Annotated in this window: 13 protein-coding genes; all 13 read right to left on the reverse strand. The window is 68.8% G+C overall.

What is annotated here, in order from left to right; translation table 11 throughout:
* Positions 1-544: 544 nt before the first annotated feature.
* A complete protein-coding gene (locus ACF1FZ_RS00240) occupies positions 545-1,615 on the reverse strand; it encodes an ABC transporter ATP-binding protein (protein ID WP_391771123.1) in 1,071 nt (356 codons plus the stop codon).
* Positions 1,605-2,582, reverse strand: a complete 978-nt coding sequence (locus ACF1FZ_RS00245; RefSeq protein ID WP_391771124.1) for an ABC transporter ATP-binding protein — start codon at positions 2,580-2,582, stop codon at positions 1,605-1,607. Before ACF1FZ_RS00245 ends, ACF1FZ_RS00240 begins: the two co-directional genes overlap by 11 nt.
* A 13-nt stretch (positions 2,583-2,595) precedes the next feature.
* Entirely contained in the window at positions 2,596-3,588 is a 993-nt protein-coding gene (locus ACF1FZ_RS00250) for an ABC transporter permease (RefSeq protein WP_391771125.1), read from the reverse strand.
* Complete coding sequence (locus tag ACF1FZ_RS00255; RefSeq protein WP_391771126.1) at positions 3,581-4,504, reverse strand: ABC transporter permease; 924 nt, start codon at positions 4,502-4,504, stop codon at positions 3,581-3,583. The genes ACF1FZ_RS00250 and ACF1FZ_RS00255 overlap by 8 nt, the downstream gene beginning before the upstream one ends.
* 88 nt (positions 4,505-4,592) lie before the next feature.
* The gene (locus ACF1FZ_RS00260) at positions 4,593-6,221 is read right to left on the reverse strand and encodes an ABC transporter substrate-binding protein (protein WP_391771127.1); all 1,629 of its coding nucleotides are present in this window, start codon (positions 6,219-6,221) and stop codon (positions 4,593-4,595) included.
* 146 nt (positions 6,222-6,367) lie between these two features.
* Positions 6,368-7,510 carry an ABC transporter ATP-binding protein gene (locus ACF1FZ_RS00265; RefSeq protein WP_391771128.1) on the reverse strand — a complete coding sequence of 381 codons (1,143 nt, stop codon included), beginning with the start codon at positions 7,508-7,510 and terminating at the stop codon, positions 6,368-6,370.
* Positions 7,503-8,561 carry an ABC transporter ATP-binding protein gene (locus tag ACF1FZ_RS00270; RefSeq protein ID WP_391771129.1) on the reverse strand — a complete coding sequence of 353 codons (1,059 nt, stop codon included), beginning with the start codon at positions 8,559-8,561 and terminating at the stop codon, positions 7,503-7,505. The genes ACF1FZ_RS00265 and ACF1FZ_RS00270 overlap by 8 nt, the downstream gene beginning before the upstream one ends.
* Before the next feature lie 11 nt (positions 8,562-8,572).
* Complete coding sequence (locus tag ACF1FZ_RS00275) at positions 8,573-9,520, reverse strand: ABC transporter permease (RefSeq protein ID WP_391771130.1); 948 nt, start codon at positions 9,518-9,520, stop codon at positions 8,573-8,575.
* The gene (locus ACF1FZ_RS00280) at positions 9,513-10,442 is read right to left on the reverse strand and encodes an ABC transporter permease (protein WP_391771131.1); all 930 of its coding nucleotides are present in this window, start codon (positions 10,440-10,442) and stop codon (positions 9,513-9,515) included. The genes ACF1FZ_RS00275 and ACF1FZ_RS00280 overlap by 8 nt, the downstream gene beginning before the upstream one ends.
* Positions 10,443-10,562: 120 nt before the next feature.
* Positions 10,563-12,182: an ABC transporter substrate-binding protein gene (locus tag ACF1FZ_RS00285; protein ID WP_391771132.1), complete on the reverse strand. Its 1,620-nt coding sequence runs from the start codon at positions 12,180-12,182 to the stop codon at positions 10,563-10,565.
* A gap of 453 nt (positions 12,183-12,635) precedes the next feature.
* A complete protein-coding gene (gene typA / locus ACF1FZ_RS00290; RefSeq protein ID WP_391771133.1) occupies positions 12,636-14,510 on the reverse strand; it encodes a translational GTPase TypA in 1,875 nt (624 codons plus the stop codon).
* Positions 14,511-14,845: 335 nt separating this feature from the next.
* On the reverse strand, positions 14,846-17,071 hold the full coding sequence (locus ACF1FZ_RS00295) for an ABC transporter family substrate-binding protein (protein WP_391771134.1): 2,226 nt from the start codon (positions 17,069-17,071) through the stop codon (positions 14,846-14,848).
* A gap of 317 nt (positions 17,072-17,388) precedes the next feature.
* Positions 17,389-18,918 (reverse strand): DUF6056 family protein, encoded by a 1,530-nt coding sequence (locus tag ACF1FZ_RS00300; protein WP_391771135.1) that lies wholly within the window; start codon positions 18,916-18,918, stop codon positions 17,389-17,391.
* Between the last annotated feature and the right edge of the window lie 5 nt (positions 18,919-18,923).

The following is an 18,923-nucleotide window of genomic DNA, read 5'->3' on the forward strand; positions in this document are numbered from 1 at the left end:
GGATAGCCCTGGCCCGGTGCCCCGGGCTGCGGGTGGACAGCCGTGTCCGCCGTAGCCCTCGCGTTGTCCGCCGGTGTCCCCGGACCCCTGGGCGCCAGGGCGAGCGGCGCCGTCGCTCCGGCGAGGGCGAGGGCGAGGGCGAGGGCGAAGAGGAACGAGGTGAGCGTGATGAGCTGTTGCCCGGCCGGCGCGTCGCCGAAGTGTTCCCGCCACGCGCTGCCGGGGTCCCGGGCGGTCTGGCAGCCGCCGGAGATCCCGCACGATCCAGCCCGCGACAGGGGCCGGGAGCACGGCCCCCAGCCCCGCTGCGGTGATTCCGGCCCCCCGTGCGGGCCGTCACCCCGGCGGCACTCCACGCGGTCCGCAGGCAGCCAAGGGAGCCCTGGCAAGGAGAGGAACGGGCAACCGGCCGGGGCGACGTGATGAACGCCCCGGCCGGTTCACGGCACCCGCACGGCCGTATGCTCCCCATGATGGAAGGTCCGTATATCGGGGCGACAACGGTCGAGTTGCCTCCGTGTTAACGAAGCACGAGGCCTGATTGTCACCCTTTGTCCCCCTCGGGCGTCTCCCGCGGGTCTTCCGGCGGCACCACCTGCTTCTCCTCGGCGAAGTGGCACGCCGAGTCGTGCCGGGCCGGTGAGTCCGAGTCCCGGAGGACCGCCGGCACCGCCAGCAGCGGCACCTCCCGCTCGCACCGCTCCTGCGCCTTCCAGCAGCGGGTGCGGAAGCGGCAGCCGGACGGGATGTTCGCCGGGGAGGGCACGTCGCCGTGCAGGATGATCCGCTCACGGTGCTCGCGGGCCGTCGGGTCGGGCACCGGGACGGCCGACAGCAGCGCCTGGGTGTACGGGTGCGTCGGGTGGTCGTAGATCTCCTCGTCCGTACCGATCTCGACGATCCGCCCCAGGTACATGACGCCGACCCGGTCGGAGATGTGCCGGACGATCGACAGGTCGTGCGCGATGAACAGGAAGCTCAGGTCGAACTCGGTCTGCAGCCGGTCCAGCAGGTTGATGACCTGCGCCTGCACCGACACGTCGAGCGCGGAGACCGGTTCGTCGGCGACGATGATCTCGGGGTTGAGCGCGAGGCCGCGGGCGATCCCGATGCGCTGGCGCTGGCCGCCGGAGAACTGGTGCGGATAGCGGTTGACGTACTCCGGGTTCAGACCGACGACGTCGAGCAGGTCCTGCACCTTCTGCCGGCGGCTGCCCTTGGGCGCCACCTCGGGATGGATCTCGTACGGCTCCCCGATGATGTCGCCGACCGTCATGCGCGGGTTCAGCGAGGTGTAGGGGTCCTGGAACACCATCTGGATGTTGCGGCGCACGGCCTTCAGCGCGCGGCCGGACAGCTTGGTGACGTCCTCACCCCTGTAGCGGATCACGCCTCCGGTCGGCGGCTCCAGGTGCACCAGCATCTTCGCGACGGTCGACTTGCCGCAGCCGGACTCCCCCACGATGCCGAGCGTCTCGCCCGCGGCCAGCTCGAAGTCCACGCCGTCCACGGCCTTGATCGCGCCGACCTGCTTCTTGAAGAGGATGCCCCGGGTCAGCGGGTAGTGCTTGACCAGGCCGCGCACCTCCAGGACGGGATCGCCCTCAGCGTGCATCGAGCGTCTCCTTCCAGAAGTGGCAGGCGCTCCGGCGCTCCTCGTCCACGGTGTGGAGCGGCGGTACGTCCGTCCGGCACACGGCCTGGGCCATGGGGCAGCGCGGGTGGAAGGCGCAGCCGGGCGGGATGCGCAGCAGGTTGGGCGGCAGGCCCTTGACCGCGTAGAGCTCCTGGCCCTTCTGGTCCAGGCGCGGGATCGATTTCAGCAGGCCCTTGGTGTACGGGTGGGCGGGTGCCCGGTAGATCTCGTGGACGGGTGACGTCTCGACGATCCGGCCCGCGTACATCACGGCGATCCTGTCGGCGACGTCGGCGACCACGCCGAGGTCGTGGGTGATGAGGATGAGCCCCATGTTGAGCTCGCGCTGCAGTTCCGCGAGCAGGTCCATCACCTGGGCCTGGACGGTCACGTCCAGGGCGGTGGTGGGTTCGTCGGCGATGATCAGGTCGGGCTCCAGGGCCAGCGCCATCGCGATCATGATGCGCTGACGCATGCCGCCGGAGAACTGGTGCGGGAAGTTGCCGGCCCGCTCACGCGCGGCCGGAATGCGTACCCGGTCCATCAGTTCGACCGCCTTGGCCCTGGCGTCGCCGCGGGACATGCCGCGGTGGACGACGAACATCTCGCCGAGCTGCTCCCCCACGCTGAGGACCGGGTTCAGCGAGGACAACGCGTCCTGGAAGATCATGGCCATCTCCTGGCCGCGGATCCTGCGCCGCTCCTCGGGCCTGAGCTTCAGCAGGTCGTGGCCCTGGAAGAGGACCTCTCCCCCGCTGATCCTCCCGGGCGGCATGTCGAGGATGCCCATGATCGCCTGGGCGGTGACGGACTTGCCCGAGCCGGACTCACCGAGGACGGCGAGCGTCTCCCCCTCCGCCACCGAGCAGTCGACTCCGTTGACGGCCTTGGCCACGCCGTCCCGGGTGTGGAACTCCACGTGCAGATCGCGCACTTCGAGCAACATGACAACGGACTCCTCAGCGCAGCTTGGGGTCGAGGGCGTCGCGCACCGCGTCGCCGAGCATGATGAAGGCGAGCACGGTGACGGCCAGCGCCCCGGCGGGCCAGAGCAGCATGTGCGGCGCGTTGCGGATGTACTGGGAGGCGGCGGAGATGTCGATGCCCCAGGAGACGGCGGGCGGCTTCAGGCCGACCCCGAGGAACGACAGGGTCGCCTCCAGCGAGATGTACGTCCCCAGGGCGATGGTCGCGACGACGATGACGGGGGCGATGGCGTTGGGCGTGATGTGGCGGAGCATCATCCGGGAGTTGGAGGCGCCCAGCGCCCGGGCGGCCTGGACGTAGTCGTTCTGCTTGGCGGTGATGACCGAGCCGCGTGCGATCCGGGCGATCTGGGGCCAGCCCAGCAGCACGATGAAGCCGATCACGGGCCAGACGGTGGAGCTGGTGACGACGGACAGGAAGACCAGTCCGCCGAGGACCACCGGGATGCCGAAGAAGACGTCCGTGATGCGGGAGAGCACGGCGTCCCACACGCCGCCGAAGAAGCCGGCGAGACCGCCCAGTACACCGCCGAGCAGCGAGACCCCGAGGGTCGAGAGCACGCCGACGGTCACCGAGGTCCGAGCACCGTGGACGGTGCGGGTGTAGACGTCGCAGCCCTGGCCGTCGAAGCCGAAGGGGTGTCCGGGCCGGGAGCCCTCCTGGGCCCTGGCCAGATCGCAGTCGAGGGGATCCTGGTCCGTGATCAGGGACGGCCAGATCGAGATGATCACCAGGAACAGGATGATCAGCCCGGAGACGACGAAGACCGGATTGCGGCGCAGATCGCGCCAGGCGTCGGACCACAGGCTGCGCGGCTTGCCCGCGGGCCCGGTGCCCTCCGGGCCGCCGGGCGTCTTCTCCAGCGTGGCGCCCTCGTCCATCGCGAGGTCCGTCGCGCCGCCCGCGCCGGCCCCCGAGATCGCTCCGCCGCCCGTCACGTCGTCCCACGGCTTCTGCTCAGGCATAGCGGATCCTCGGGTCGAGTACGGCGTACAGGAGGTCGACGATCAGGTTCGCCGCCAGGAAGACGAGGACCAGGACGGTGACGAACCCGACGACGGTCTGCGAGTTCTGGCGCAGGATGCCCTGGTAGAGCTGGTAGCCGACTCCGTGGATGTTGAAGATGCGTTCGGTGACGATCGCCCCTCCCATCAGGGCGCCCACATCCGTGCCGATGAAGGTGACGACGGGGATGAGGGAGTTGCGCAGCAGGTGCCGCACGACCACCCGGCGCCTGGGGAGGCCCTTGGCGACGGCGGTGCGGACGTAGTCGGCGCGGGAGTTCTCGGCGATCGAGGTCCGGGTGAGCCGGGTGACGTAGGCCAGGGAGACCGAGGCCAGGACGAGCCCGGGGACGATGAGCTCGTCGACCGGTGCCTCCGAGGAGACGGACGGCTTGATGACGCCCCACTCCACGCCCAGCAGGAGCTGGAGCAGCAGACCGGTGACGAACGTCGGTACGGCGATGACGACCAGGGTCAGGATCAGCACCACGGTGTCGACGGGCCTCCCGCGGCGCAGTCCGGTGACGACGCCGAGGCTGATGCCGATGACGATCTCGAACACGATCGCGACGATGGTGAGCCGGATCGTGATGGGGAAGGCGGTGGCCATCAGCTCCGTGACCTTCTGCCCGTTGAAGGCGGTGCCGAAGTCACCGGTGAAGATGTTGCCCATGTAGGTCAGGTACTGCTGCCAGACCGGTTCGTCGAGGCCGAACTCGGTGCGCAGCCGGGCAGCGGTCGCGGGATCGCACCGGCGGTCGCCGCAGAGGCCCGCGACGGGGTCGCCCATCACGTTCACCATGAGGAAGATCAACAGCGTGGTGCCGAAGAACACGGGGATCATCTGCAGCAGCCGCCGGATCACATAACGTCCCATGAGGGGCTCCGGGGGTCGGGGCGAGCGGGCGGACCGGAAAGCCGGGTGGCCGGTGCGGCGCCCGCACCGGCCACCCGGCTTCAGCGGGTCACTTGACCTTGATCTGGTCGTACACCGGGACGCTGAAGGGGTTCAGTGAGACGTTCTCCACCCTGTCCGAGTAGCCCGCGCTGCCGTTCTGGTACCAGAGCGGGATGACGGGCATCTGCTCGGCGAGGACCTTCTCCGCGTCCTGGAAGATGGTGACGGCCTCGGCCTTGTCGCTCTTCGCGTTGGCCTCGTCGACCAGGTCGTCGAATTTCTGGTTGCTCCACTTGCCGTCGTTGGACGGGGCGTTGGTGTAGTAGAGCGGCTGGAGGAAGTTCTGGATCAGCGGGTAGTCCATCTGCCAGCCCGCACGCCAGGCACCGGTCAGCTTCTGGGTGGAGACCTGACTGCGGAAGTCGGCGAAGGTGCCGACGGGCCCGCCGACACACGCCTCGTTGTCACCCATGACGTTGTTGATGCTGTTGCAGACCGCGTCGACCCACTCCTTGTGGGAGCCGGTGTCGGCGTTGTACGAGATCTTGAGCCGGCCGCCGGGGATGCCGCCGCCCTCCTCGATCAGCTTCTTGGCCTCCGTCTTGTCGTACGCGCAGGCCGGGCCGCACAGGCCCTTCTTGAAACCGCCCTCCTCACCGAGGACCGGTGAGGTCCAGTCGGAGGCCGGGGTGCGGGTCTTCCGGAAGATCTGGTCGGTGATCTGCTCGCGGTTGACGGCCATGGACAGGCCCCGGCGGACCTTGACCGCGTCCGGGGTGTTCCAGGCCTTCTCGTAGAAGGGGAAGGCGAGTGTCTGGATGATGCCGGCGGGTGTGTTGATGTACCGGTCGCCCAGGTCCGCCTCGACGTTCTTGAGCTGCGAGGCGGGTACGTCGTCGACCAGGTCGAGGTTCCCCGCCGTCAGGTCGGTGTATGCGGTGTTGTTGTCGGTGTAGACCTTGAGGTCGATGCCGCCGTTCTGCGCCTTGTCCGCACCGGGGTAGCCGTCCCACCGGCGCAGGTTCATCGACGAGCCCTTGGCGTACTGGTCGATGGTGTACGGACCGTTGCCGATCGGCTTGGAGAGCCAGGCCTCGTGGTCGGTGTAGAAGGCCTTGGGCAGCGGCACGAAGGCCGCGTAGCCGAGGGTGTCGGGCCAGAGCGAGAACTTCTGCGACAGCTTGACCGTGAAGGTCGTGCCGTTGACCACCTTGAGCCCGGAGAGCGTGTCCGCCGTCGCCTTGCCGGACTCGGGGTGCACCTTGTCGTAACCGTCGATGTACTGGAAGAAGTAGGCGTTCTTCTGGTTGTTCTCCAGGGCGGCGCCGTAGTTCCAGGCGTCCACGAACGACTTCGCGGTGATCTTCTCGCCGTTGCTGAAGGTCCAGTTGTCCTTGATCGTGACGGTGAAGTTCTGCGAGTCCTTCGACTCGATCTTCTCGGCGATCTCGTTCTTGGCCTCGCCGGTCTTCGGGTCGTACCGCACGAGTCCGCGGAAGACCATGTCGAGGACCTTGCCTCCCTGCACCTCGTTGGTGTTCGCAGGTTCCAACGGGTTCTGCGGGTCGCCCCAGGACGAGCTCACGATCCCGTCGGCCCCGCTGCCGCCATCGTCGCCCCCGCCACCGCAGGCCGTGGCCGCCAGCGCGGCGGCGACGGCGCATGCGGCCCACCTGGCCTGTGTGGCTCCGCGCATGGAGTGCCTCCTGGGGTTGAGTGACTCAATGCCTCATATCACCCCATATGACACTTCGTCGCATGTCCTGGTCCCCCGTCCGGGGCTGCGGGAACGCGAGGACGCCCGGCCCCTGGGGGCCGGGCGTCCTCGTCGGTCCGACAGGACTACACCGCGTGGACGACGTCCTTCTCCTCTGCGAAGTGGCACGCCGACTCGTGCGCCGCCGGCGTGTCCGAGGCCTTGAAGCGCTCGGGGATGGCCAGCAGCGGCACCTCGGTGGCGCACTTGTCCTGGGCCTTCCAGCAGCGCGTACGGAAGCGGCAGCCGGAGGGCGGGTTCGCCGGCGACGGGACGTCGCCGGAGAGGATGATCCGCTCGCGGCCGTCACGGGCCTCGGGGTCCGGGACGGGGACCGCCGACAGCAGCGCCTGGGTGTACGGGTGCGTCGGGTGGTCGTAGATCTGCGTGTCCGTACCGATCTCGGCCATCTTGCCGAGGTACATGACGCCGACCCGGTCCGAGATGTGCCGGACGATCGACAGGTCGTGCGCGATGAAGAGGTAGGAGAGGTCGAACTCGTCCTGGAGCTTCTCCATCAGGTTGATGACCTGCGCCTGCACCGACACGTCGAGCGCGGAGACCGGTTCGTCGCAGATGATGATCTCGGGGTTGAGCGCGAGGCCGCGGGCGATCCCGATGCGCTGGCGCTGACCACCGGAGAACTGGTGCGGATAGCGGTTGATGTACTCCGGGTTCAGACCGACGACGTCGAGCAGGTCCTGCACCTTGCGGCGCCGCTCGCCCTTGGGGGCGGCCTCGGGGTGGATCTCGAAGGTCTCCCCGATGATGTCGCCGACCGTCATGCGCGGGTTCAGCGAGGTGTAGGGGTCCTGGAACACCATCTGGATGTTGCGGCGCACGGCCTTCAGCGCGCGGCCGGACAGCTTGGTGATGTCCTGGCCCTTGTAGAAGACCTCACCGGCGGTGGCCCGCTCCAGCGTCATCAGGAGCTTGGCGACCGTGGACTTGCCGCAGCCGGACTCGCCCACGATGCCGAGTGTCTCGCCCTGGTAGAGGTCGAAGGAGATCCCGTCCACGGCCTTGACCGCGCCGACCTGCTTCTTGAACAGGATGCCCTGGGTCAGCGGGAAGTGCTTGACCAGGTTGCGCACCTGGAGGATCGGCTCACCCTGCGGGACCGGTGCGTCCAGGGCGGTCACGGCCTCCGTCCCGGTGGCCGCGTTGACCGTCGCCACTTCGGTGACGTTCGGGGTGGCGTCCACGGACTTCTTGTCGAGCTCAGCCATGGATCGTCTCCTTCCAGAAGTGGCAGGCGCTGCCGCGGCCGACCAGCTCGGTACCGTCCTGCTCGGTCACCGGGAACAGGGGCGGGATGTCCGTACGGCAGATGTCCTGGGCCCTCGTGCAGCGCGGGTTGAAGGCACAGCCGGACGGCACGTGCAGGAGGTTGGGCGGCAGGCCCTTGATCGCGTAGAGCTCCTGGCCCTTCTGGTCCAGGCGCGGGATCGACTCCAGCAGGCCCTTGGTGTACGGGTGCGCGGGGCGCTTGTAGATCTCGTGGACCGGGGCGGTCTCGACGATCCGGCCCGCGTACATCACGGCGATCTTGTCGGCGACGTCGGCGACGACACCGAGGTCGTGCGTGATCAGGATCAGGCCCATGTTGAAGTCGCGCTGGAGCTCCGCGAGCAGGTCCATGACCTGGGCCTGGACCGTCACGTCGAGCGCCGTGGTGGGCTCGTCCGCGATGATCAGGTCGGGCTCCAGGGCCAGCGCCATCGCGATCATGATGCGCTGGCGCATACCGCCGGAGAACATGTGCGGGTAGTCGTCGACCCGCTCCTTGGCCGCCGGGATGCGCACGCGGTCCATCAGCGCGATGGCCTTGGCCTTGGCCTCCTTCTTGGAGAGGCCCTGGTGCACGCGGAACATCTCACCGAGCTGGTAACCCACCGAGAGGACCGGGTTCAGCGAGGAGAGCGCGTCCTGGAAGATCATGGCGATCTTCCGGCCGCGGATCTGCCGGCGCTCCTCGCCCGACATCTTGAGCATGTCCTGGCCGCGGAAGAGGATCTCGCCCTTGGGGATGCGGCCCGGGGGCATGTCCAGGATGCCCATGATCGCCTGAGCGGTCACGGACTTGCCGGAGCCGGACTCGCCGAGCACGGCGAGGGTCTCGCCGGCGCTGACGCTGTAGTTGACTCCGTTGACGGCCTTGGCGACACCGTCGCGGGTGTGGAACTCCACGTGCAGGTCGCGGACTTCGAGCAGCGGGCCGCCCGAGTCGTTCGAACCGCGCGGAGCGGGGACATCCGCCGTTTTGTCGATGATGGTCATGTACGCCTCCCTCAGCGCAGCTTGGGGTCGAGGGCGTTGCGTACCGCATCGCCGAGCATGATGAACGCCAGGACGGTGATCGACACCATGACCGACGGGATGATCAGCACGAACGCGGCGTTGCGCAGCTGCTCCTGGCCCGAGGAGATGTCGACGCCCCACGACACGGTCGGTTCGGCGAGGCCGATGCCCAGGAAGGACAGGGTGGCCTCGGCCGAGATGTAGCCGCCGAGCGCGATGGTCGCGACGACGATCACCGGGGCGATCGCGTTGGGCAGGATGTGCCGGAGCAGGATGCGGGTGGTCGAGGCGCCGAGCGCCTTGGCCGCCATCACGTAGTCGGCCTGCTTGATCGTCAGGACGGAACCGCGCGCGACACGGGCTATCTGGGTCCAGCCGAGGAAGGCCAGAGCCATGATGACGACCCAGATCTTGCGCTCCTCGAACGAGGTCAGGACGACCATCGCACCGAGGATGAAGGGCACGCCGAAGAAGATGTCGGTGACCCGGGACAGGACCGTGTCGATCCAGCCGCCGAAGTAGCCGGCGAGCATGCCGACCACGGTGCCCAGGATCGTGACCAGGGCGGTGACGACGAGGGCGACGGTGATCGAGGCACGGGCGCCGTAGACGACACGCGCGTAGATCGAGCGCCCCTGGATGTCGTAGCCGAACCAGTCCTCCTGGAAGAAGTTCCCCCACTTGGGCTTCTGCAGGTAGTGGTTGGCCAGGTCCGCGTAACGCGGGTTGGCGCCGGTGAACAGGCCCGGTGCTATTGCCATCACCAGCAGGAAGAAGATCAGGACGGCCGAGACGACGAACAGCGGACTGCGCCGCAGGTCGTGCCATGCGTCCGACCACAGGCTGCGGGGCTTGCCCACCTTGGCGGCGGGGGCGGCCTGTACGGCGGTCCCCTCGACGGTCGGGTCCGGAGTGGTTTCCTTGAGCGTCTCAGGCATAACGGATCCTCGGGTCCAGGACCGCGTAGAGCAGGTCGACGAGCAGGCTGGTGACGAGATAGACGATGACGATCAGCGTCACGATGCCGACGACCGTGGCGCCCTCGCGGTGCTGCAGCGCGCCGAACACGGCCCGGCCGACACCCTGGACGTTGAAGATGCCCTCCGTCACGACCGCGCCGCCGAGCAGCGCGCCCAGGTCGGTGCCGAGGAAGGTCACCACGGGGATCATCGAGTTGCGCATGAGGTGGACACCGACGATGCGGCGTCGCGGCAGCCCCTTGGCCACAGCGGTACGCATGTAGTCGGAGCGCAGGTTCTCCGCCACCGAGGTGCGGGTCAGCCGCGCGACGTAGGCCAGGGACAACGACCCGAGGACGACAGCGGGCAGGAACAGCTCGCCCCAGTTCGCTTCCGCGCTCACGTTGGGGTCGACCCAGCCGAGCTGGAAGGCGAAGAAGTACTGGCCGAGGAAGCCGAGCACGAACGACGGGACCGAGATGAGCAGCAGCGTCAGGACGAGCAGACCGCGGTCGCGAAGCGTGTCGGCCTTGAGACCGGCGAAGACACCCATGGAGATGCCGACGATGACCGTGAAGAGGAAGGCAAACAGAGCCAGCCGGATCGTGATCGGGAACGCGTCCGCGATGGTGTCGGCCACCGGTCGTCCGCTGGCGATCTCCGTACCGAAGTCACCCTGGAACAGGCCCGCGAGGTAGTTCCAGTACTGGTGCCAGAGCGGCAGGTCGAGACCGAGTTCCTTCTTCATGGCCGCGATCTGTGCCGGGTCGACGGTCTGTTCGCCTGCGAGTGCGCGCACGGGGTCGCCGGGCAGCGCGTACATCATGGCGAAGACCAGCAAGGTTGACCCGAGGAAGACCGGGATCATCTGGAGCAGTCGCCGCGCGACATAACGCCCCATGTTTGCCTCCGATAGGGATAATGCAGCCCAGGGACCGCTCTCCTGGTAGGGAGAGCGGTCCCCGGGGCCTACTGCCTGGTGTGGGCGGCTGATGGCCGAGTGGGGGCCCTCAGGCGTGTGTTACTTGACGGTGACGTCGGTCATGACGTAGTCGCCGCGGAAGTCGATGGCGACGTTGTCGACGGACTTCGAGTAGCCACCGTTGATCTTGTAGTTCCAGAGCGGGATCGCCGGCATCTTCTGCAGGACGAGCTTCTCCGCCTCCTGGTACGCCTTGGTCGCCTCGTCCAGGCTCGCCGCGTTGTCACCCTTCTTGAAGGCCGCGTCGACCTCCTTGTCGGAGAACCGGCCGTTGTTGGCCTCGGCGGTCGTGCCGTAGAGCTCCCGCATGAAGTTGACGTTCAGCGGGTAGTCGGCCACCCAGCCACCGCGGTACATCGACTTGACCTGGTCGTTGTCACGCGCCTCCAGGTCCGTCTGGAAGTCCGGCTTGGCGTCCGGGACGCAGTCGACCCCGGTCGAGTTGCGGATGGACTCGCAGACAGCGGTCACCCACTCCTTGTGGCCGCCGTCGGCGTTGTACTGGATCCAGAGCTTGTTCTCCGGAACGCCGCCGCCTTCCTTGATGAGCTGCTTGGCCTTGGCCGGGTCGAACTTGAACACGTCGGTGTCCAGGTGCTGGTTGCCCGCGACGCCCGGAGGCGTGAAGCTGGTGGCGGGCTCACGGGTGCCGTTGAGCACGGTCTTGGTGATCGTGGCGCGGTCGATGCCCATCGACAGGCCCTGGAGGACCTTCGGGTCGATGCCCTTGAAGGTCTTCGAGTAGAACGCCGGGACGATCGACTGCACGGCCGCGTACGGCTGGTCGACCGCACGGTCACCGAGGTCCGTCTTGTACTTCGGCAGGTCCTTCGGGCCGACCTGGCGGATCATGTCCAGGTTGCCGGACAGGAGGTCCTGGTACGCGGCCTCGACGGTCGCGTAGTTCTTGAAGAGGATGCCCTTGTTCTTGGCCTTGTTCGGGCCCTGGTAGTCAGGGTTGGCCTTGACCTGGATCAGCTTCTTGTGGTCCCACTTCTCGAAGATGTAGGGACCGTTGCCGACCGGCGCCTGGCCGAACGCCTTGGTGTCCTTGTAGAACACCTCGGGCAGCGGGGCGAAGGTGTAGTAGCCGAGCTTGTACTCGAAGTACGGAACCGGCTTGTCGAGCTCGATCGTGAAGGTGGTGTCGTCGACCGCCTTCAGACCGGACATCTCCGTGGCCTTGGGGTCACCCTTCTCCGGGTGGACGTCCGCGTAGCCCTTGATGTCCTCGAACCAGAAGGAGTTCTGCTGGGCGTTCTTGACGTTGGCGTACCAGTTCCACGCCTTGACGTAGGACTCGGCGGTGACCGGGGTGCCGTCGTGGAACTTCCAGCCGGGCTTGAGCTTGACCGTCCACGTCTTGTTGTCCGTCGACTTCACGGACTCGGCGTTCGTGTAGACGATCTCGCCCTTGCCGTCGAACTCCAGGAGCTGGGTGAACAGCGACTGGATGACGTAGCTGCCGAGCGACTCGTTGGTGTCGGCCGGGATCAGGGGCTTCTGCGGCTCGCCGACGTCGACGGAGACGTAACCCGCCGGCTTGCCCTTCTCCTTCGAAGCCGAGTCGCTGTCGTCGCTGCCGCCACCACAGGCAGTCGCGGCCAGGGCGATGATGGCCGCTCCCGCGACCCACTTGGCGCTCTTGGCACCGCGCATGGGTTTCCTCCTCATGAGTCCACTTTTGACTACAAGAGGGGCACTGAAGAGATCCGCCGACACCCCTGACGGCGATCGTTCGCAGTGCCCCGAGTGTGCTCGTGAGTCCGCACTCCCCACAGTGCGCCGACCCATTGACCCGAGCTCAATGGAGCCAACTATTAAGTAACACCGGGCTGTAAACCACACTTAAAGGGTCTCGGTTTGACAACATCCAGAAGCCATGGTTGCCCGAAATCCGGACAAAGCGATCTGAGACAGACACCCCCGAAACGGACCGTTAACACATGTTCCGGAGAGCTACGCACGATATGCGGACACGTCGGTCAGGAAAACCGGTTGACGAAAGGCCCGGGCCCCCACAGTGTCTGCGGGGGCCCGGGCCTCACATCAACGGCTCGCGCTGACGGTTTTCGCCGGCCGCGCGGCCGGCTGTCCCCGTCAGGCCGGCCGTCAGCCGTTCTTCGCGCGCGAGGCCGTGCGGCCACGCTGCTTCGCGTCCAGGACGACCTTGCGGATACGGACCGTCTCCGGGGTCACCTCGATGCACTCGTCCTCGCGGCAGAACTCCAGCGACTGCTCCAGGGAGAGCTTGCGGGCGGGCACCACGTTCTCGGTGGTGTCCGCGGAAGCCGCACGCATGTTGGTGAGCTTCTTCTCCTTGGTGATGTTCACGTCCATGTCGTCGGCGCGCGAGTTCTCGCCGATGATCATGCCCTCGTAGACCTCGGTGCCGGCCTCGGTGAAGATGACACCGCGCTCCTGGAGGTTGACCATCGCGAACGGCGTCACCGTGCCCGCGCGGTCGGCGACCAGCGAGCCGTTGTGACGGGTGCGCAGCTCGCCGAACCAGGGCTCGTGGCCCTCGAAGATGGAGTGCGCGATACCCGTGCCACGGGTCTGCGTCAGGAACTCCGTGCGGAAGCCGATGAGGCCGCGGGAGGGCACGATCCACTCCATGCGGACCCAGCCCGAGCCGTGGTTCGTCATCGTCTCCATGCGGCCCTTGCGGGTCGCCATCAGCTGTGTGATGGCGCCGAGGTGCTCCTCGGGGGAGTCGATCGTCATGCGCTCGATCGGCTCGTGCGTCTTGCCGTCGATCTGCTTGGTGACGACCTCCGGCTTTCCGACCGTCAGCTCGAAGCCCTCGCGGCGCATCTGCTCGACCAGGATGGCGAGCGCGAGCTCACCACGGCCCTGGACCTCCCAGGCGTCGGGGCGCTCGGTGTCCAGGACGCGGAGCGAGACGTTGCCGATGAGCTCGCGGTCCAGGCGGTCCTTCACCTGCCGGGCGGTGACCTTGTGGCCCTTGCCGCCCTTGCCGACGAGCGGCGAGGTGTTCGTGCCGATGGTCATGGAGATGGCCGGCTCGTCGACCGTGATCAGCGGGAGCGCGATCGGGTTCTCGGGGTCGGCGAGGGTCTCGCCGATCATGATGTCCGGGAAACCGGCCACGGCACAGATGTCACCCGGACCCGCCTTCTCGGCCGGCTTGCGGGTGAGCGCCTCGGTCATCAGGAGCTCGGTGATGCGCACGTTGGAGATCGTGCCGTCGCGCTTGATCCAGGCGACCGTCTGCCCCTTGCGGAGCTCACCCTGCTCGACGCGGCACAGCGCGATACGGCCGAGGAAGTTGTCGGCGTCCAGGTTGGTGACGTGGGCCTGCAGCGGGGCGTCCTCGTCGTACTCCGGCGCGGGGACGGTGGAGAGGATGGTCGTGAAGAAGGGCTCCAGGCTGTCGCTGTCCGCGGGGACGGTGCCGTCCTCCGGCTTGGTCAGCGAGGCGACGCCGTCACGGGCACAGGCGTAGACGATCGGGAACTCGATCTGGTCCTCGTCGGCGTCCAGGTCCAGGAAGAGGTCGTAGGTCTCGTCGATGACCTCGGAGATCCGGGAGTCCGGCCGGTCCGTCTTGTTGATGCAGAGGATGACCGGCAGCTTGGCGGTCAGCGCCTTGCGCAGGACGAAGCGGGTCTGGGGCAGCGGCCCCTCGGAGGCGTCGACCAGCAGGACGACCGCGTCCACCATCGACAGGCCACGCTCGACCTCGCCGCCGAAGTCGGCGTGGCCGGGGGTGTCGATGATGTTGATCGTGATCGGGTCCCCGCCGTCCTTGGGGTGATACCTCACCGCCGTGTTCTTGGCGAGGATCGTGATGCCCTTCTCACGCTCCAGGTCGTTCGAGTCCATCATGCGTTCGTCGAGGTTCTCGGCGGCGTGCGCGGCGAACGCGCCCGCCTGCTTGAGCATGGCGTCGACCAGCGTGGTCTTGCCGTGGTCGACGTGGGCGACGATGGCTACGTTACGGATGTCGTGGCGCGTGGGCATGGGTGGCTTGCGCTTCTCTCGGATCGTGGGATCAGGCGTCTCAGTCGGTCTTCGAGTCCTCGTACGCCCGCCGGGCGGCACGCCACGGCTAGTCCAATGGTACGGGCCCGAGGAGTCCGGGGCTTCCCGGCCCGATGCACAGGGCAGGACCGCAGCCACAATTCAGCCGGTATTCAGCCGGTATTACGTCATCGTCCAACCGGTGGGAGGCCGGACCACAAGGGGTGTGAGAAGACGAGCAGCCCGGGTCCGGACGGAGACCGCCTTGCCCGCCGGGGGCCCCGGCGGGCAAGGGAACCGAGTTGTATCCGAGCTATGAATGCTCCCCTGACCTGCTACTTCTTCCGATCCGCAGGGGCGCCCGCCGCTTCTCGCCCGATGAACCCGATGTCCTCGTAGCGAGGTGCGGCGAAGCCGAAGGCACCGATGTTCGCCAGTTTCTTGTCGACGGCGACCAGCTGCGGCCTCTGATACAGCGGAATCGATCCTGCAGCAGCCCAGATCCGTGCGTCGGCCTGCTTCAGCAGGTCCCTCGACGCGTCGGCGTCGAGCTCGGCGACCGCACGGTCGAAGAGCTGGTCGATGTGGTCCGAACCGACCCGGGTGTAGTTCTGCTCGACGAGCAGCGAGCCGTCGGTGGCGGGCTCCGGCTTGGCGAAGATGGGGCGCCCGTCGGTCGCCGGATAGGCGGTGGCGGGCCAGGAGTACAACGCCAGGTCGTAGTCGCCGGAGGCGATGTGGTCCTTGAAGTAGCTCTCGTCGTCGACCTTGGTGATCCGCGTGCTGATACCGACCGCGTCCAGCATCTCGACGATCTTCTTCCCGACGGTGCGCAGCACCTGCGATCCGGGGCCCGAGGGGAGCACGAAGTGGAGGGCCAGCGGCTTGCCGTCCTTGCCGAGGCGGCCCTTGGCCGCGGCGGGAGCCGGTGCCGCGGTCCCCGCGGGGGCGTAGGCGCCCGCGGCACCGCCGGGCTGCTTGTCCTGGGCGGCGACCTCGCCGTCACCGGCGGGGCCGTCCCCGGGCTTCTCGTCGCCGACGACGTACATCCCCTCGTCGCGCGAGACCTTGCCGTCCTTGTCCGTCCCGGCCTTGCCTTCAGCCGGGGACGCGGCCGGGGAGGCCTTTCCGCCCGGCTTCCCGGCCTCCTTCTCGGCCTCGCTGCCCGCCTCGGTGCCCTCGGTCCTGCGCACCGCCCCGCCCGGGGTCCACCCCGCATCCGCCAGCAGCGCCTGCGCCTCCTTGGTGTCCTGCTCGCCGAGCGCGCCGCTGCCGTCCTTGTACCCGGGCTGCCCGGCCAGGGCGAGGTGGCTGCCGGGCGGCTTCGCGGGCAGCCCGAGCGGCTTCAGCACGGTGTCGGCGAGCTCCTGCCGGTCCAGGGCGCGGGCGACCGCCCGCCGCACCCGGTCGTCGGAGAGCGGCCCGGACTCGCCGTTCAGCGCGAGCTGCGTATAGGCGGGCTCCAGGGACTTGCGCACGGTGAAACCACGCAGCGCCTTCTGCTCGGCGGCGTACGCGGCGACGGCCCGCCGGTTCTTCTCGCGGGCGGCCCGCGCCGTCTCGGCGGCCTCCTCGTCGGAACCGTGGGCCAGTGCCCAGGACCGCAGAGCGGCGGCCGGGGTGACGCCGGCTCCCGGGCCGTGGGCGGGCGGCGCCCCGTCACCGCCGCGGTAACGGGCCGCGAGGGCGATGCTTTCCGCCGTCGCCGGGGCGATGTCGGCGACGTCCACCGTCCCCTCGGCCAGCGCGTCGGTGCGGTCCCCGGGTTCGACGGCACGGAAGACCAGGGATTCGAGCTTCGCCTCGTTGCCCCACCAGCGCGGGTTGCGGTCCAGGACGACCGTTCCCTTGCTCCTGTTCACGGCACGCAGCCGGAACGGGCCGGCGGTGTTCTTGAGGGTGGTCCTGGCGCCGTCGTTGAAGGTGCCGGGTGAACCGGTCACCTCCTTCGGGTACAGCGGCGAGAAGAGCGAGCGCCAGTCGGCGTACGGCTTGGCGAACGTGACCCGGACCTGCAGATCGTCCTTGCCGCGTTCGATCTTCTCGATGCGCTCGTATCCCGCGTTGCGCGCGGTCCAGAAGGCCGAGTCCTTGCCGCTCAGCGCGCGCCACTGCGCGACGAAGTCGGGGGCGCCGATCTCCCGGCCGTCGCTCCACACGGCCTGCTGGTCGAGTTTGTAGAGGACGACCTGTCTGGGTTCCCGCTCGATGACCTTCGCCGACTCCAGGTAGTCGGGGTTCATTCTGGGCTCCCCCCGCTCGTCCATGGGGAAGAGGGTGGGCAGCAGGGCACCGGTGATCCGTGTGGTCGCGTTGTCGGCGTCGGCCTGGAAGGCGTTGAGGGTGGCGGGGACCGCGTCGATCGCCCAGGTGAGGGTGGAGCCTTCGGCCACCCGGTCCCGGGAGGCCGGGGCGATGTCCTGCGGGACGGCCACCGAGGTGGGGCCCTCGCCGTCCGAGGTGCAGCCCGCCAGTACCGGGATGGTGAGCACGCCTGTCGCCAGGAGCGCGACCGAACGGCGCTTCCGGGCCGTCCCGCGCGGGACGCCGACATGGGCCATGGCTGATACCTCCGGGGCCGGCCCGGCCCACCCCGTACCGGAATGGACCGGATGATGCTTTCTGGTGGCATTTGCAGTTGATCAGACTGATTCGCTGATCCACTGAACGCACCTGCACGCGCGGGAGGGGGCAGACGCGGCCGGTGGGGCTGCGGAAGTCACCCGTGCGGCCCCCCGGTACCGTCCCGGCGGCGATCAGCCCGGGAGGCGGACGAGCGCGGCGGTGGTGCCGGTCTCACCGGGGCTCGGGAAGATCCTGCGGACAGGGCGCCTCGCACGGACGCCTGTCCGTTGTCCGGCAAGGAGCCACGTCCGGCTCAGGGGCTCCGGGTGCCGTCGCTGACGCGGTCGATCCGGTAGTAGTCGGCGACGCATCCCCCGGGCCAGTAGGAGCGTCCGTGCCGGCTGAACGGCTCCAGCATCCGGCTGATCACGAGGCGCTCGTACGGAAGAACCCTGGACCCGGCCGCCGCGCCCTCGCGCAGTCGCCGGTCCTGGGCGTCCCACTTCTCCGCCCGCGCGCGCATGTCCGCGTCCAGGCCCGTCAGCGCGACGGCCGGGCCGAAGCAGACCAGGACGCACAGCACCGCGCAGGCGGCTTCGAGAAGGCCTGTCCGGCGCACGCGCCGCCGGGCCGCCTCGCCCAGCAGCGCACCGGCACCGACGAGCAGCGCGACGTACACCAGGAGGTAGTCGTTCCAGAGCCGGTTGGCGCTGGGTGCGCTGACCCGGTCCTGGAACACCGGGTAGGTGACGACGGTGCAGAGGTAGCCGGACACGAGGAGCGCGCCCGCCCAGGCGCAGGCCGGCAGCGCCCGACGGGCCGGCGGCCCGGGCGGGCTCCCGTCCGGGCGCCGGCACAGCAGGCCCACGAGCGCCCCGGCCGCGACGGCACCGATGTACTGCCAGGTGGTGGCCACGGTGGCGGCGATCTCCGCGAACCCCCGCAGCGAGGCGACGAGCGACTCCGGCGCGAGCACGGACGTCGTGTCCGCTCCGAACCGTTCCCGCCGGTGCCGCGATCCGGGCGAGGTGATCAGGACGAGCGCTCCGGCCGCGAGGCCTGCGAGGCCCGCCGCGCACCAGAGGCGCGGGAAGGACCGGCCGGCACCCGCGGCGCCGCGGGTGCCGAGGAGGAGAGCGGTGACCAGCAGCACCCCCACGACGATCGCGGACTCCTCCGACAGCGTGCCGATGGCCGCCCCCGCGAGCAGGGCGGCCGCGAGGGCCGCCCCTCTCCCGCGGCGCGAGCGGGCCGCGAGGAAAGGGAGCAGCGCCGCACAGGCCAGCACCGGCGGCATGGTGTGCGAGACCGATGCGGCGGGCCAGTAGAACGTCTTGTACGTGTTGGGCGTGACGAGGAGGAAGAGGGCGGTCGCCATGGCGGCGACCAGGAGCGGCAGCCCGCGCGGCACGGCGAGCCGGGCGCGGCGCAGCGCGAGGACCGTCGCGGCCCGGAGCACCACGAGCGTCAGCACGCCGGTGACCAGGCCGAACCACTGGTGTCCCGGCACCTGGAACGTCGCGTAGGCGCCGACCAGCAGCGCGTTGGTGATGCGCCCGTTGTCGTCGAGGTAGAACGTCCCGACGAGGCCGGCGATGCCCTCGTCCCGCACCAGGGGCAGGAAGCACCAGTCGTCCGCACCGGGCCGGACCGACCGGCCGTACCACGCGGCGGCGGCGAGCAGGGCGAGGGGCGGGAGGGAGAGCGCGGTCACCCACAGAGAGGTGCGCGGGCGCGGCCGGGGGCCGTTCCTCCGCCCTGCCGTCCGCTCGTCGTGCGCGGTCCGCCCCCGCCCGTCGCCCGGCCGGTCCGGAACCGCTGTCCCGGGGGTGCTGTCGGACATCCGCG

The sequence above is a fragment of the Streptomyces sp. NPDC014623 genome (genome assembly GCF_043088245.1).
Taxonomy (GTDB): Bacteria; Actinomycetota; Actinomycetes; order Streptomycetales; family Streptomycetaceae; genus Streptomyces.

Coding starts and splice junctions, on each gene's coding strand:
- ACF1FZ_RS00240 (WP_391771123.1), bottom strand. CDS start 1,615: ATGCACGCTGAGGGCGATCCCGTCCTGGAGGTGCGCGGCCTGGTCAAG.
- ACF1FZ_RS00245 (WP_391771124.1), bottom strand. CDS start 2,582: ATGTTGCTCGAAGTGCGCGATCTGCACGTGGAGTTCCACACCCGGGAC.
- ACF1FZ_RS00250 (WP_391771125.1), bottom strand. CDS start 3,588: ATGCCTGAGCAGAAGCCGTGGGACGACGTGACGGGCGGCGGAGCGATC.
- ACF1FZ_RS00255 (WP_391771126.1), bottom strand. CDS start 4,504: ATGGGACGTTATGTGATCCGGCGGCTGCTGCAGATGATCCCCGTGTTC.
- ACF1FZ_RS00260 (WP_391771127.1), bottom strand. CDS start 6,221: ATGCGCGGAGCCACACAGGCCAGGTGGGCCGCATGCGCCGTCGCCGCC.
- ACF1FZ_RS00265 (WP_391771128.1), bottom strand. CDS start 7,510: ATGGCTGAGCTCGACAAGAAGTCCGTGGACGCCACCCCGAACGTCACC.
- ACF1FZ_RS00270 (WP_391771129.1), bottom strand. CDS start 8,561: ATGACCATCATCGACAAAACGGCGGATGTCCCCGCTCCGCGCGGTTCG.
- ACF1FZ_RS00275 (WP_391771130.1), bottom strand. CDS start 9,520: ATGCCTGAGACGCTCAAGGAAACCACTCCGGACCCGACCGTCGAGGGG.
- ACF1FZ_RS00280 (WP_391771131.1), bottom strand. CDS start 10,442: ATGGGGCGTTATGTCGCGCGGCGACTGCTCCAGATGATCCCGGTCTTC.
- ACF1FZ_RS00285 (WP_391771132.1), bottom strand. CDS start 12,182: ATGCGCGGTGCCAAGAGCGCCAAGTGGGTCGCGGGAGCGGCCATCATC.
- typA (WP_391771133.1), bottom strand. CDS start 14,510: ATGCCCACGCGCCACGACATCCGTAACGTAGCCATCGTCGCCCACGTC.
- ACF1FZ_RS00295 (WP_391771134.1), bottom strand. CDS start 17,071: ATGGCCCATGTCGGCGTCCCGCGCGGGACGGCCCGGAAGCGCCGTTCG.
- ACF1FZ_RS00300 (WP_391771135.1), bottom strand. CDS start 18,918: ATGTCCGACAGCACCCCCGGGACAGCGGTTCCGGACCGGCCGGGCGAC.